The sequence below is a fragment of the Vibrio sp. 10N.247.310.17 genome (assembly GCF_041466605.1).
GTDB lineage: Bacteria > Pseudomonadota > Gammaproteobacteria > Enterobacterales > Vibrionaceae > Vibrio > Vibrio tasmaniensis_A.
The window spans coordinates 13855-27867 of record NZ_JBFSTC010000076.1 but is presented as its reverse complement, the minus strand read 5'-3'; the positions used below and the strand labels follow the sequence as shown (position 1 = coordinate 27867).

At 42.3% G+C, this 14013-nt stretch carries 13 protein-coding genes; 10 read left to right on the top strand and 3 right to left on the bottom strand.

Features of this window, described 5'->3' with window-relative positions:
- Positions 1–98: 98 nt before the first annotated feature.
- Positions 99–413 (bottom strand): DUF496 family protein, encoded by a 315-nt coding sequence (locus AB6D80_RS18420; RefSeq protein ID WP_004730049.1) that lies wholly within the window; start codon positions 411–413, stop codon positions 99–101.
- A gap of 195 nt (positions 414–608) precedes the next feature.
- Here AB6D80_RS18420 and AB6D80_RS18415 point away from each other — a divergent pair, with 195 nt between their 5' ends.
- The 6 genes from AB6D80_RS18415 (at position 609) to AB6D80_RS18390 (ending at position 6273) form a co-directional block, all read left to right on the top strand.
- The gene (locus AB6D80_RS18415) at positions 609–809 is read left to right on the top strand and encodes a hypothetical protein (protein ID WP_009845676.1); all 201 of its coding nucleotides are present in this window, start codon (positions 609–611) and stop codon (positions 807–809) included.
- Between the two features lie 63 nt (positions 810–872).
- Positions 873–1529: a YceH family protein gene (locus AB6D80_RS18410; RefSeq protein ID WP_017100949.1), complete on the top strand. Its 657-nt coding sequence runs from the start codon at positions 873–875 to the stop codon at positions 1527–1529.
- Positions 1530–1844 (top strand): GIY-YIG nuclease family protein, encoded by a 315-nt coding sequence (locus tag AB6D80_RS18405; RefSeq protein WP_009845674.1) that lies wholly within the window; start codon positions 1530–1532, stop codon positions 1842–1844.
- A gap of 306 nt (positions 1845–2150) precedes the next feature.
- Entirely contained in the window at positions 2151–3245 is a 1095-nt protein-coding gene (locus tag AB6D80_RS18400; protein ID WP_371702639.1) for a substrate-binding domain-containing protein, read from the top strand.
- Positions 3245–5818, top strand: coding sequence for a quorum-sensing autoinducer 2 sensor kinase/phosphatase LuxQ (luxQ, locus tag AB6D80_RS18395; RefSeq protein ID WP_372189228.1), 2574 nt, complete (start codon positions 3245–3247; stop codon positions 5816–5818). Before AB6D80_RS18400 ends, luxQ begins: the two co-directional genes overlap by 1 nt.
- Positions 5819–5922: 104 nt before the next feature.
- Positions 5923–6273 (top strand): HopJ type III effector protein, encoded by a 351-nt coding sequence (locus AB6D80_RS18390; protein ID WP_372064374.1) that lies wholly within the window; start codon positions 5923–5925, stop codon positions 6271–6273.
- Between the two features lie 202 nt (positions 6274–6475).
- Here AB6D80_RS18390 and AB6D80_RS18385 read toward each other — a convergent pair whose 3' ends face one another.
- A complete protein-coding gene (locus AB6D80_RS18385; protein ID WP_009845670.1) occupies positions 6476–6784 on the bottom strand; it encodes a DUF1289 domain-containing protein in 309 nt (102 codons plus the stop codon).
- Between the two features lie 424 nt (positions 6785–7208).
- Between AB6D80_RS18385 and yegD the strand changes: the two genes are divergently transcribed.
- The 4 genes from yegD (at position 7209) to AB6D80_RS18365 (ending at position 11885) form a co-directional block, all read left to right on the top strand.
- The gene (gene yegD / locus AB6D80_RS18380) at positions 7209–8561 is read left to right on the top strand and encodes a molecular chaperone (RefSeq protein WP_372065793.1); all 1353 of its coding nucleotides are present in this window, start codon (positions 7209–7211) and stop codon (positions 8559–8561) included.
- Between the two features lie 491 nt (positions 8562–9052).
- Positions 9053–10108 carry a porin gene (locus AB6D80_RS18375; RefSeq protein ID WP_017097026.1) on the top strand — a complete coding sequence of 352 codons (1056 nt, stop codon included), beginning with the start codon at positions 9053–9055 and terminating at the stop codon, positions 10106–10108.
- Positions 10109–10469: 361 nt separating this feature from the next.
- Positions 10470–11102, top strand: coding sequence for a fumarylacetoacetate hydrolase family protein (locus AB6D80_RS18370; RefSeq protein WP_135441879.1), 633 nt, complete (start codon positions 10470–10472; stop codon positions 11100–11102).
- A gap of 150 nt (positions 11103–11252) precedes the next feature.
- The gene (locus AB6D80_RS18365; protein WP_009845666.1) at positions 11253–11885 is read left to right on the top strand and encodes a LysE family translocator; all 633 of its coding nucleotides are present in this window, start codon (positions 11253–11255) and stop codon (positions 11883–11885) included.
- 127 nt (positions 11886–12012) lie between these two features.
- On the opposite strand, the gene AB6D80_RS18360 is transcribed toward AB6D80_RS18365, so the two are convergent.
- Positions 12013–13737, bottom strand: coding sequence for a phospho-sugar mutase (locus AB6D80_RS18360; protein ID WP_372189226.1), 1725 nt, complete (start codon positions 13735–13737; stop codon positions 12013–12015).
- Between the last annotated feature and the right edge of the window lie 276 nt (positions 13738–14013).

Genomic DNA, 14013 nt, shown 5'->3' with positions numbered 1-14013 from the left:
CCATCTGTAGGATCGTTCAACTGATCAGGAAAATGCTTAAATGATCAGTGTTAACTACAAAGAGTGGGTTACTATACAAGTAAATTCGTTAGGTTAGATTACTTCTTACCTTGAGTTTGCTTGTCTTCTTCTGTTAGTTCACGAATACGACGGCTGATGTCGCGACGAGCTTTAGAGATCTCTGCACTCTTGATGATGTGATCATCAACGCGGTCTTCGTAGTCAGCTTTCATGTTTTTGATAATGCCTAGGATCTCGTCGTGAGTCATCTCTGGCTTGATGTAATCAAGTAGGTTATCAAGAAGGTCGACACGCTTGCGGTTGTCACGAACTTTCTTTTCGTTGTCTAAAAGTTCACGCTTAAGTTTGTTCTTACGTCGTGCTTGGTTAACAATTTCAAATACGCTGCTCATAGATTCCTTTTCCTAATCGTCAAATACGTTGTCTGGTTCTGATTAAAGCACATCAATTGATGATGTAACAGTATTTAGATCAAAGCAAAAGTAAGGTTGTTTAATTATTCGTCACTCTCTCTAACGTACGATTGTTTTTATCTTACCGTTCAAGTTAGTATCCCATTTAGATACTGCATTGATACGACATGTGAAATGAATCAACAACAATTGGAAACAGAAGATTTGGGCGACGATGTCGTTGAATCTTCGGCAGAACAAAATAAGCTTCGTGATGCGTATGTACAAGAGCGCACTAATTTGGAAGTCGTGGAAATAGAGCTAAATCGTTCTAAGATCATAATGATTGATGAACAAGGCAGAAAGAAACGAGTACCGATTTTGTCTGAGCATTAGCCATAACTGGCTGCATTGTTAAATGTTGAGATGGAATTATCAAAATAATAAAAAGGAAAAACGATGAACACAGTACTTTCCCCAATTGAAGCGAGAATTATCGGTTGTTTGATCGAGAAAGAAGTGACTACTCCAGATCATTACCCACTGACACTAAATAGTTTAACAACGGCTTGTAATCAAAAGAGTAACCGTGAACCTGTGCTCTCTCTGTCTGAGTCAGACGTTTTAGATGCGGTTGATGGTTTGATCGGACGTCGTATGGTGAGCGATGAAAGCAGCTTCAACAGCCGAGTTAATAAGTATCAGCACCGTTTCTGCAACACTGAATTTGGTGATCTGCAATTTACAGAGCAAGAGCGTGCAATCATCTGCTGCATGCTGCTTCGTGGGGCCCAAACCCCAGGTGAGCTTCGTACTCGAACTGGTCGTCTTGCAAACTTTAGCGATGTGAAAGAGGTTGAATCAATACTCGAAAAACTCGCGGCAAGAGAAGCGGGTGCGTTAGTCGTGAAGTTACCACGAGAAGCGGGTAAACGAGAATCACGCTACCAACACTTACTGAGCGGCGAAGTAGACATTGAAGCGTTTGCGACGGCATCAGTAAGCGCTGTTTCATCATCTGCATCCAGTGAAAAGTTTGAAGAACTTGAATCAGAAGTCGCGAGCCTACGTGAAGAAGTGGCAGAGCTTAAGGCTCTGGTTGAATCACTGCTTTAAATGTCGGAATCTGACAAAAATGCGGATTGGGTCGTGTATTTGATCCGCAATCGACACAATGCTCTTTATTGTGGAGTGACGAATAACTTAGAACGTCGATTCGAACAACATCAAACGGGCAAAGGTGCAAAAGCCTTAAAAGGTAAAGGCCCACTTAAGTTGGTTTGGAGTATTGGTGTTGGGTCAAAAAGTGAGGCGTTAAAAACCGAATACGCGATCAAACAATTACCCAAATCTCGTAAGGAAAAATTAGTATCACTCAAACTAATCATTGAGTGGCAACAAGACAAAATTCAGTATATTCCAGTATCGTAACTCATCGTTAGAATTCTAATTCTCGGCCGAATGTTAGTCGCGTGAATTGTTGCAAGGGGATCTTTTAAGTTATTGATTAAATAGTGGTATTTTTGTTTTTAATTGAGTTGTTTTTATCTTAGGACTCATTAATCTTAATCTCTGTTCCAAATTTACACACTGCACATTTAGAATGGCATACCAATTAGTATTAGACGCTATCATTTATCCTCGTTGTCCTACATAATATCTTTCAGCCATACAAAGAGATGGTGTCATGCTAGGTTAAAAAATGAGCCAAAGTAGCTCATATAAAACGAGAAAAATATGAAACGTTTACTTATATTATTGGGAGTTGCCGTGTTTTCTGCGTCTGCTCTCTCCCACGGTACCCACGTGCTGAATGGCTATTGGGAATATCAGGATTACCTCACCAAATTTCCAGAGCAAAAAGCATTGACCGATAAAATGGTTGAAGCTGTGCAAAATCCCCCTATGCCATTGAGGCAAGTTCAGGATGAACCTATCACCATTTCAGTTGTGTACCCTGGGCAACAGATCTCTGATTATTGGGTTCGTAATATCCAAGCCTTTGAGAAACGCCTAGATAAATTGAGAATTAATTATCAAATAAATCAGGTTTTTACTCGTGATAATGCTAACCCCTCTCAGCAGAGTATCTCTTTGCAAGAAGCGATTGAAAATAAAACGGATTATTTGATTTTTACGTTAGAGACGACGCGACACCGTAAGTTTATTGAACATGTGTTGAGCTCAACGGACACCAAGTTGATTTTGCAAAATATTACCACACCAGTACGTGCGTGGGCCGATAGGCAGCCATTCATGTACGTGGGTTTCGACCATATGACGGGGAGTTTAAAGCTAGCGGATTACTTCAAACAAGTGAGTGAACCGGACAGCAAGTATTCTGTGTTATATCGTTCTGAAGGTTATATTAGTGATGCTCGTGGAGATACCTTTATCCATGATGTGAATTCTGATACTAACTTTGCTCTTAAGTCGTCCTTTTACACTAAGTCAAATAAAGAGAGCGGTTACCAAGCAGCTAAAATCAGCCTAGCTAACGATAAGGATCTAAACTTTATTTATGCATGTGCAACTGATATTGCTCTGGGCGCAGCAGAAGCTATTCGAGAATCTGGTCGAGATGTATTAGTGAATGGCTGGGGAGGCGGCTCTGCAGAATTGGAAGCTATAGCAAGGGGTGACTTAGATGTTACGGTCATGCGCATGAATGATGATACGGGTATTGCGATGGCAGAGGCGATTAAATGGGATCTTACAGGGTTGGAAGTTCCTACCGTTTATTCAGGTGAGTTTGAAATTGTGACTAAAGAGGATTCTCCAGATCGTATTTTAGAACTTAAGCAGCGAGCATTTAGGTACTCAGACCAATAATGAAAAAAAGCTACGCCATTACACCAAAGAACACTTTAGCCAAATTAATTACGCGTATCATTATTTTAGTGATAGGCGTGATGGCACTTGGCGTGCTTATTCATAACTACGAAACAAGCAGTAGGATCGTTAAGCAAGAGACGAATAGAACGGTTAAGCAAACTTCTAGCTTGATCCAAAACATGTTCGATTATCGATTGTCAGTGCTGCAAATCCATCAAGACAGTAGCTCACACAGTGAAACTTTACGGGAGTATTTTGATACCAACAATGAAGAGGCTCTGAGCTACTTTTTTTATGGTGTTGACCAACGTGAGCCTGATCATGCTCCCGACTTACGCTTTGTTTCTACTTATAACGGTTTGGCTTGGGAAGATGGCAATGGTCAGTTCTATGGTTTGGATGAATCCAGTTTAAAACATATTTCTGATGAGGTCGCTTTTAGCAGTAACTGGCACTTCATCCAGCTGACTACGGATATCGGTAAGCGTCATTTGTTGGCTCGACGAACGCCTATTGTTGATAACAAGACTGGTGAAGTTCTAGGGCAGCTTTATGTTGCTATTGTTCTAGACAACAACTTTCCATTGGCTGAATCTATCCAGCAAGGCAGTAATTGCGAAAATATCGTCATTGAAGCGCATGGTACTCCTGTGACATCGACATTCAGTGGCGACGAAAGCTATACGATAAAAGACGTCCTCAGTTATAAAACGTATGAGCAACTACCTCGTCATTTCGTCACTATTGCAACCATTAAGATCAATGCTGTTGAAACTCCTCTAACCATTCGCGCGATCCAGAAAAACACTAACCTCATTGCACTCGAAGACAATTATGAACGTACCATCATTGTTATGATTGTGGTGATCATCATCATGTCTTTCCTTGCGCGAGCTTGGATTCAAAGAAGAGTCGCGGCAGAACTTGATAAGTTAATGGAGTTCACTCGCTCTGCAAGTGGCAATGAAGAGTTCAGCAAGTTTGATGGTTCAAATATTTTCGAATTTCACCACATTGGCTGCACGTTGGAAGATACTTTTGAGCGCTTATCTGAGCAACACCAAAAATTTCAAGATCTGTTTAATTTTGCGCATTCGCCAATTTTGGTTTGGTCCGAAAAAGGTGACTTAATTCAGATGAACCCAGCGGCTCGTATGGCGCTATTTGATGAAGATGATAACTATGGTGCAATGGCTCGAGAGTTTGAGCTCCGTATGTTGCCGAATATCCAGATGGTGGTTCAAGGCTCTAAACTAACGGGCATTAACGTGCCAATCGGCGAGAAGGTTTTTCGCTGGAACATGTCTGCAATCCGTGTTGAACACGGCATCAGCGGTGTGGTGGTACAAGGTCAAGATATTACTAAACTTATAGAAGCAGAAAGACAGGCAGATCGAGCGCGTGAAGAGGCAGAGCATCTTGCAAGTGTGCGTGCAGACTTCCTCGCTAAAATGAGTCACGAAATTCGTACGCCACTGAATGGTATCCTCGGTGTCTCTCAGTTGCTTAAACGTTCAATACACAGTGAAGATAACCGCGATCAGGTTGATGTACTTTGCCATAGTGCAGAACATCTACTGGCGGTACTAAACGATATTTTGGACTTCTCTAAGATAGAGCAGGGACAATTCAATATTCAGAAGAAAGATTTCCTTCTAGGCGAGTTGGTTAACACCTTAGATAGCATCTATCGCCCACTTTGTGAGGATAAATCCGTCGAGTTTACCATTGTGAATCACTTGGTTGATGAGATCGAAATAAACACCGACCAGGTTCGCTTGAACCAGATCATGTTTAATTTACTGAGCAATGCCCTTAAGTTCACTCATCAAGGCAGTATTTCCGTCAGTTTTGAAATCGAAAGTATCTTGAATACTGATTACGCTAGCTTGATTGTTCGAGTAAAAGACAGTGGCATCGGTATTGATGAGAGTAAGATCGATGCTATTTTTGAACCTTTTGTTCAAGCAGAAGAAACGACGACTCGGGAGTATGGCGGTTCAGGACTTGGGCTCACGATTGTAAAGAACCTTGTCGATATGCTGGAGGGAGACATTCAAGTCCGAAGCGTTAAAGATCAGGGGTCTGAGTTCATTATAGAAATCCCAGTGGAGTTACACTCCAAGCCTCTGTTAGCCGACGTTAAGAAACAAGCCCACATGGAGCCTGAGGCATTGTTTAGTCGTTCGTTGAAAGTGCTGCTAGTGGAAGATAATCACACCAACGCCTTTATCGCACAGGCATTTTGCAAAAAGTATGGGATGGTGGTTACTTGGGCAAAAGGTGGCTTGGAAGCGATAGAGCTAGCAAAAAGCACGGTTTACGATCTTATCTTAATGGATAATCAACTCCCTAATCTGGGTGGAATTGAAACCACTCAGCAACTAAGAGAGCAAATTGGCGTAACAGCTCCGATTTATGCGTGTACTGCCGATGCTCAAGAGTCAACAAGAGAAAGGTTCATGGCTGCTGGAGCAAATTATGTGATCGTAAAACCGATAAAAGAAGCGTCGTTGCACAAAGCTTTTGTTCATTTCAAACAACTGTACTGGGATGATACTCAGCATTAAGTCGAAGCTAGAAAGTGAGTCACTGATTCAAGGAAACAACGGCTTACTCTTGCTGCAAAACAAGATACACTGCTTCAGATATGTACTTGATGGAGAAATATTAAATGGAACTGCAAACCTTATTGGATACTCTGGCTGATACCCCAGAAAGCGTGCAATTTGAAGACACAATACAAGTGATAGAAGCTCATTATGATTTTGCTGAGAGTGAATTTCGTAATGGCGATGTAGTGAATGCCGCTGGGCAGAATAATGGTTCGTGTAAGATTTTTGCTTTTGGTTTAGAGCAAGGTCTATCTGCAGAGCAAACACTTGCTTGTTTTGGTCAATTTTATCGTAATGACGTATTAGGTTTTCCAGACAACACTGACCATCAAAATATTCGTAACTTCATGACTCATGGCTGGAGCGGAGTACAGTTTTCTCAGCCTGCGCTGATTGCAAAATCGAAGTAACCACTAACTAGATAACTATTAGTAAGTAGTAAGTAGTAAGTAGTAGGTCGAAACTTAATGTCGTATCTTGAAGCGAGAGAACAACCTCTCGCTTTTTTGTATATGATGAACAGGCTCATAAGCTGCTGAGTAGCTTTGTAAGCTATTGATTATGTTTGCAAGCTGTTGATTATGTATGAAAACTCTTGACTAGGTTCGTAAGCTACTGAATAGGCAAGGCAGACAGGCATTTACGGCACATGCACGCACCAGTTTTTGGAATGTTGCTAGTATCACGCTTCTCTAACTCAAAACACCAACACGTCTCTTTACCCGCACTAATATCGCATTGAGCTGGCTCATGACACTGCGGACATTGGTGAGTCGAACTCTCGCCACTAAGGTTATCCATGACTGACGTTCGTTCGTCTTCAGATAAGCCTTTCCAACCTATAATTTCATCCATTGTTCGAAAGCAGCCACTGCACATTCCGCCATTATTTTTACAAGCCGCTCGGCAAGGTGTTTTCATCTATCTAACCCATGATTCATTTGGGCTGAAATGTAGCATATTTGTTTCCTTTTTAAGAGTCATCAAACCAAAAACACAAGGGTCTGTTGATCTTTCGAGCTGATTTTTGCAGCACTTTGTGGGAAATTTCTACAAGGCAGAGGCTTTGAAGTGTAGCTAGCCTACATGAGAAGCCGATAACACAGTAGAAATGAACCACAAAGGCTGCCCGAAGGGTTCGGTTAGAATCGTTTTATACTTTGTTAAGATGTATTTACTTAGAATGACTAGGCTACATACATCTTGCCGCGCCTAAAACGATTCTATCTCGAACAAAAATTTAACCACGAAAGGTCAACAGACCCTAAGTAAAATCGACAAATGACCTCGTAATTTAAAGGCTTTTCATGTAGCATCTCGCCCCTTTTGTTGAGTGGGGGATATTATGTTTATTGGGTTTGATTATGGAACAGCGAACTGTTCTGTCGCGGCGATGGTTGATGGAGAACCAAGCCTGTTACCATTAGAAGGTAGCAACCATTATATTCCCTCAACGGTATTTGCACCTACTCGTGAGAGCGTTTCTGAGCACCTATTTCGCCATTTGAATATCAAACCGAGTGATGCGATTGGTGAGCAGGTGTTGCGACGTGCTATCGCTCTGAGCCGAGAAGAGAGTATCGACCTAGTGCCAGAAGACATGGCATTTGGTCAGGCTGCATTGGACCTTTATTTGGAAGACCCTCGTGACGTTTATTATGTTAAGTCCCCTAAGTCTTTCCTTGGTGCCAGTGGATTGCATGATGTTCAGGTGAGTTTCTTCGAAGATTTAGTGTGCGCCATGATGGCGAATATCAAGCATCAAGCTGAAATCACGACTCAAGAGCCGATCAAACAAGCTGTTATTGGGCGACCAATTAACTTCCACGGTCGTGGTGGTGAAGAAGCAAACCGACAAGCCGAAGATATACTCTCACGTGCAGCCAAACGTGCAGGTTTCCTTGATATCGCTTTTCAGTTTGAACCGGTCGCTGCAGGCCTTGATTACGAAAGTACTCTGACTGAGAACCAAACGGTATTAGTTGTCGATATTGGTGGTGGTACCACCGATTGCTCATTGTTAGAAATGGGGCCAAGTTGGTCTGGTAAAGCGAACCGCACCCAAAGCTTGTTAGCACACAGTGGACAAAGGGTTGGGGGTAATGATCTTGATATTTACCTTGCCTTCAAACAATTGATGTCACCTTTCGGTATGGGTAGTAAGGGTATTTCGGGTATCGATATGCCGTTGACTCAATTCTGGAATCCAATTGCGATAAACAATGTAGAAGCTCAAAAAAACTTCTATTCAAGGGAAAACCTAGCCGCGTTAAAGTTACTTCGTAAAGAAGCTTCAGAGCCTCAAAAGTTAGACCGTTTAATGAAGGTCTATCACGATACTTTAGGTTACAGCATTGTGCGTCGGGCGGAAGAAGCCAAGATTGCATTGGCAGAATCCTCCCAATATCGAACAGCAATCAATGTTGCATCAGATCTGATTGAAGTGGATATCTCCGTTGAGCAGATGATTGAAGCGATTGAAACGCCAAAATCTAAGATGATTGAATTGGTCAAAGAAGCGATTCAACAAGGTCAGAAAAAGCCAGATGTCATCTATATGACGGGTGGTTCAGCCCGTTCTCCTATTCTTCGAGAAGCAGTACAACAAGCCGTACCGAATGTGCCAATTGTGAGTGGTAACTATTTTGGTTCCGTAACCTCAGGCCTAGCACGTTGGGCTGAGGTTTGCTTCAAATAAGAATGTACTAACTTGTATTAGGGCAACCAGTCACGGATTGGTTGCCCTTTTTTTTTGTATTTTCTCTAGTGAACTTTCAATAAAGCAACTTTTCCTAGTTCAAATTGGGAATTGTTTCACAAGGCTAAATATTTCAGCACGGCTCATTATGTTACAGGATGTTTCTAAGTTAATAGTATGTCGCAGAATGGTCTGGAAAGTCGTTTGTAGCCTAAGTGTCTAATGCTGTTTTTATGATTGGAAAATCAAAAAATTGAAGGTTTTTTATATCAAAATATACCAAAAATTAGCTTGAGGTTTGTTTTTAATGGTTTGTTTTTAATGGTATTTTTTGTTTTTATAGCGCGATTTTTTTTATTTTATATATTTTAATGCAACTTTTTTGTCAGTCGTATATTAGTGTTTTCCCACTTGTTAAATGCAGGTAACAACCTCTCCGTAAGCACGAGGTTGTTATGGAATCACTCTCCCAGTTACAAATGGATATGACAATGAATAAGAAACTTTTAGCGCTAGCAATTTCTGGTGCAGTATTTGGTACACAGGCAGTTGCGGTAGAGCTTTATAACGAAGACGGTACAGCCTTCTCTGTTGGTGGTCACGTTTCTGTAAACCTGAATGGTTCAGAGAAAGGCGATACGGATGTTGGTACAAACTCACCACGCATCAACTTTAATGCTACGCAAGAATTAGGCAATGGCTTCACAGCTGACGCTAAAGGCGAATGGGCGCTTAACTACCTAAACGGTGGTGATGAATCGTTTACTACTCGTCTTGGTTACGTAGGTTTAACTCATGATGAGCTAGGTCGTGCTGTTGCAGGTACGCAGTGGGCGCCATACTACGATGTAGCTTCAGCTACTGATATGCCGATCGCTTTCGCGAACGATTTCTTATACGACAACCACGGTGCACTAGGTACTGGTCGTGCAGACAAAATGGCAAGTTACCGCAACGGATTTGATTTTGGTGAAGCGGGTGAGCTTAGCTTTGGTCTAGGTTGGCAGGGCAGCAATGACGTAACGACTGACACTGAAAACGTTCTTGGTGGTGTTGTTGTTACTACTCGTTCAACGGTGTCTTACGATGACCGTATTCAAGCGACTCTTGGTTACTCAATCGCTGGTGTTAAATTGGGTTATGCCTTCAACACTGGTGACTTCAAAGAGGGTGGTGTTTCTAAGACGGCTGAATCTCACCTAGTTTCTGCTGCATACGGTTCTTACGGTTCAGGTTTATACCTAGCAGGTATCTACGCTTCAAACGAAAACATGAACGTAGGCCTTGAAGAAAGTGATGCATATGAATTGCTAGCGGCTTACGCTTTAGCGAACAGCTTAAACTTAAGCGTTAACTACGAAGTTGTTGAAGGCGAAGCGACGAAAGGCGCGGCAACACAAACTGACCGTGAAGAGCTAGCTCTACAAGCTGAATACAACTTTACGAGTAATGTTGTTGGCTACACTGGCTATCAGTTTGATCTAAACGATGCAGACAACAGAAAAACTGACGACAAGTGGACTATTGGTGCTCGTTTCTACCTATAAGTCGCGACTCATTGAGTTTGACCACTATTATGCATAGTGTTTACTCCTTAAATTTACCTTTTCGGATACTGTCCTAGACACCATGCTAAGCCCTCTGAAGCCTTTTGGTTTGAGAGGGCTGCTTTCGTTCTATACGCATCTGTTTTAGCTTTTCCTTCATGTTACCCAGCCATTCATTTCATCTACGTAGCTATGGCTCTTGTCATCAGTTCTTATACGTCGCGATCTTCGGATAAAAGTATTTAAATCGTTTAATTGAGCTAAAGATCAGAATTTAGATATTGATAACCATCTTGTCGAAGATTCTCTTTTAATGATGCGGTAAACTCTGCGCTCCAAAAAAACAGTTTAGGGACAAACTATGAGCAGCGTTGTAGATCAGGAGCAATTGATGAATTCGAAACGAACAGCAACACCCAGCAAAGTACTGTGTATTGGGCGCAATTATGTTGATCACATCGAAGAGCTTAATAATGTTATCCCTGACTCTATGGTGGTGTTTAATAAGCCGAGCACTAGCGTTACGTCTTCTCTATCATCTTTCCATCAAGAAACGTTACATTATGAAGCTGAAATCTGCTTCATTGTTGAAAACGGTGAATACTCTGCCGTGGGGCTAGGTTTAGACCTTACCAAACGCGAGTTACAAAGTAGTTTGAAGGCGAAAGGTCTGCCTTGGGAGCGTGCTAAAGCTTTTGATGGTTCTGCTGTTTTTAGCCGCTTTGTTCCCATAGATAACTTGGACCTCTCTGACTTAAACTTAGAGTTATTTATTAACTGTGTCCGCGTTCAAAAAGGGCATGTTGAACAGATGCTTTATTCCCCAGAGACCATCCTCGAAGAGTTATCTTCTTATACGACTTTGCTAGACGGTGATGTTGTGATGACGGGCACTCCGAAAGGTGTTGGAGAGGTACATCAAGGTGATATTTTCCTTGGGCGCCTAAAGTGTGGTGAAACCACTGTGATTGAGATCGAGTGGGTAGCACGTTAATTAGTCTTTTGTATTTAGTTAATAAATTGGTTTTACTGTTTATTAATGGTGTTTAATTCGATTGATTTAACACCTAGCAACTGATTGCATCTGGAAGGGCGTTAGTATTTGATATAAAATTCGCCTCCATTTTTATCAATACTGAAACCCATGATCGATTTAACCATCCTACCTGTTTACCTGACGGCCGTTGTAGCTCTTCTCCTTTTACCAGGCCCTGATATGTTACTCATCGCAAGCTCAAGCATGAGCTATGGCCGTAAAGTCGGTGTGTTTGCGAGCTTAGGTAATGCGACTTCTGGAATTATCCTGACAGTATTGGCAGCAATGGGCGTTTCAGCATTGATTGCGATGAGTCCAGTGGCTTTAAAAGCCCTTCATCTATTAGGCGGTGCATACTTATTAAAGATGGGTTGGGATTGTCTTCGAACAGAACAGGGTAATGCGCCTGAGTTAAGCGACAACCGTGCTGCAAAAGCGTACTACCAACGAGCACTTATTAGTAACCTGCTTAATCCTAAAGCGTTGGTTTTCTTCGTGATGTTCTTACCGCAGTTTGTATCGACGAGTATTGAAGCGACTTCGGGCGAGCAGATGCTCGTTCTGGGTTTATTGCTGAATGTGCTAGGTTTGACGTTCAACTTTTTACTTGTGGCGTTAGTGGGCACTATTGGTAAATCTTTGGTAGAAAATGCAAAGTTTCGCACCTATCAGCAAAAAGTGATGGGCGGAGTTTTCATCGTGTTAGCGGTGTGGATGTTGTCTTCCTTCTTTACCTCGTAGACTGTAACTCAAACAGTTTATCGGGGTTAGCCGCCGATACAAAAATGGACGCTTCGAGCGTCCATTTTTTATGTCTATCAGTTACATATTGCACTTCATTGAACTGATGTTTTGAAAGAATGATGTTCTAAGAGTTCAACTCTTTCTGGTGTTGTTCGATGAGCCTATCCATGTACTCTTCACCGCGCTTGCGAGTATCGTCATAGGTTTCTGTCCCTTCGAACTTTGTTACCGTCTCATAATAAACCTTAACTTTTGGTTCTGTTCCTGAAGGTCTTACGATAATGCGTGAACCATCCTCGAGATGATAGATGAGTACGTCACTTGCTGGCAGGTTAATCGCCTCGGTAGCCCCACCGACAATAAAGCGCAAAGAAGACTGCAGGTCTTCAATCACAGAGATAGCGACACCGTTTATTACTTTTGGTTGTGCCGAGCGGAGTTTAGAACCAATCGATGGTGAATCTGGGTCTAGGGCAATACTTCGTTGCGCGTTGGTATGAACCCCATGTTCAAATGAAATTTGAGCGAGAAGATCCCAAACGGTTCGCCCTTGAGATTTTAACTCCTCAACCAGTTGAGCAAACACGACGATAGCAGACAGCCCATCTTTGTCTCGTACCTGAGTACCAATTGTGTAGCCTAACGCTTCTTCATAGGCGAACAAGAACTCGTTTATCTCATCTTCTAATTGCATGCCAATATTCGCTAACCATTTAAAGCCAGTCAGTGTTTGGAAGTAAGTCGCACCGTGAGAATTAGCCACTTTCTCAAGTAGAGTTGAAGATACGATACTGTTACCAACTAACTGGTTTTTAGTGTGTGGCTTTGATAGCAAGTAGTGCGCGAATAACACACCCACTTGGTCACCCGTGAGCATTTTATAGGAAGCATCTTCAGTTCTGACTTTATCATCGGTTCGAACGGCAACCGCAAATCGGTCTGCATCTGGGTCATTAGCGCAAGCGATGTCGGCATCGACACTTTTTGCTAAGTTAACCACAAGATCCATCGCGCCTTTTTCTTCCGGGTTGGGGAAGTTTACGGTTGGGAAGTGACCATCTGGTTCTCTCTGTTCGGCAACACTGAACACCTTATGGAAACCAGAATCATGAAGTAGATCTTCCGCCATTTGTGCACCGACACCATGCATAGCGGTATAGGTGATGGTGGTGTTCGCCGATTCGATCTCTTTACTCACGTGTGGGCTCTGGTTGATCGCAGCGCGGTACGTTTGATAATAGCCTTCAGTTAACCATACCAACTTACCTTGTGTTTCAGCGTCACTAAGGCTCATCAATGGGATGGGCTTGGTCGATGCGATGTCTATTTCAGCAGCAATGCCTGCATCATGAGGGGGAATGATTTGAGCGCCATTCTCCCAGTACACTTTGAAGCCATTGTACTCCGGCGGGTTGTGGCTCGCCGTCACTACAACCGCTGCTGCCGCGTTGAAGTGCTCAATACCAAAGGCAACGATAGGTGTCGCTGCAACATTCGAAGTTAGGTAAACCTTAATACCTAAAGCTGTGAGTACAGAAGCTGTATCAATCGCGAATTGCTTTGAATCTAAACGGCCGTCGTAGCCAACCACTACACCGCGCATAGAGGCATTTGCGACATGTTCAATTAAATAGTGGCCAAGGCCTGTGGCCGTTTCTTGTATGACCAAGCGGTTCATTCTATTTGGGCCGCATCCGACTTTGCCGCGCAGTCCCGCTGTTCCGAATTCTAATCGTTGAATAAAGCGGTCTTCAAGTTCGTCGTGCATTCCCTCATCGATAAGGTATTGAAGCTCTTCACGAGTTCTTGGGTCTGGGTCTCTCGCTAACCAGTTCATTGCATCTTGCATAATCACTAAACCTTTTAATATCGGGGTGTCTTTCTGTTGATTTAATTTAAATGATACTGATTATCATTTCCATGAAAGCAATCGTAAAACTCGATTTAAAATAAATTCCAACAGCAAGGGAAAGGCATATGGGTAAAGCCACTTTAAATAATTGACTGTTTAATAAGTAAACTTACCTTGAACAATTGGATATCACTAACTAGCCTTTTACATAAATATAACAAAACTTAACAAGTTCGTCGTTTTTGAATCTTTAGTGGAAACTTACAAAGCTTA

What these genes read in the sequence shown, in the direction of transcription:
- AB6D80_RS18420 (WP_004730049.1), bottom strand. Translation starts at nt 413, where the DNA reads ATGAGCAGCGTATTTGAAATTGTTAACCAAGCACGACGTAAGAACAAA.
- AB6D80_RS18415 (WP_009845676.1), top strand. Translation starts at nt 609, where the DNA reads ATGAATCAACAACAATTGGAAACAGAAGATTTGGGCGACGATGTCGTT.
- AB6D80_RS18410 (WP_017100949.1), top strand. Translation starts at nt 873, where the DNA reads ATGAACACAGTACTTTCCCCAATTGAAGCGAGAATTATCGGTTGTTTG.
- AB6D80_RS18405 (WP_009845674.1), top strand. Translation starts at nt 1,530, where the DNA reads ATGTCGGAATCTGACAAAAATGCGGATTGGGTCGTGTATTTGATCCGC.
- AB6D80_RS18400 (WP_371702639.1), top strand. Translation starts at nt 2,151, where the DNA reads ATGAAACGTTTACTTATATTATTGGGAGTTGCCGTGTTTTCTGCGTCT.
- luxQ (WP_372189228.1), top strand. Translation starts at nt 3,245, where the DNA reads ATGAAAAAAAGCTACGCCATTACACCAAAGAACACTTTAGCCAAATTA.
- AB6D80_RS18390 (WP_372064374.1), top strand. Translation starts at nt 5,923, where the DNA reads ATGGAACTGCAAACCTTATTGGATACTCTGGCTGATACCCCAGAAAGC.
- AB6D80_RS18385 (WP_009845670.1), bottom strand. Translation starts at nt 6,784, where the DNA reads ATGAAAACACCTTGCCGAGCGGCTTGTAAAAATAATGGCGGAATGTGC.
- yegD (WP_372065793.1), top strand. Translation starts at nt 7,209, where the DNA reads ATGTTTATTGGGTTTGATTATGGAACAGCGAACTGTTCTGTCGCGGCG.
- AB6D80_RS18375 (WP_017097026.1), top strand. Translation starts at nt 9,053, where the DNA reads ATGAATAAGAAACTTTTAGCGCTAGCAATTTCTGGTGCAGTATTTGGT.
- AB6D80_RS18370 (WP_135441879.1), top strand. Translation starts at nt 10,470, where the DNA reads ATGAGCAGCGTTGTAGATCAGGAGCAATTGATGAATTCGAAACGAACA.
- AB6D80_RS18365 (WP_009845666.1), top strand. Translation starts at nt 11,253, where the DNA reads ATGATCGATTTAACCATCCTACCTGTTTACCTGACGGCCGTTGTAGCT.
- AB6D80_RS18360 (WP_372189226.1), bottom strand. Translation starts at nt 13,737, where the DNA reads ATGCAAGATGCAATGAACTGGTTAGCGAGAGACCCAGACCCAAGAACT.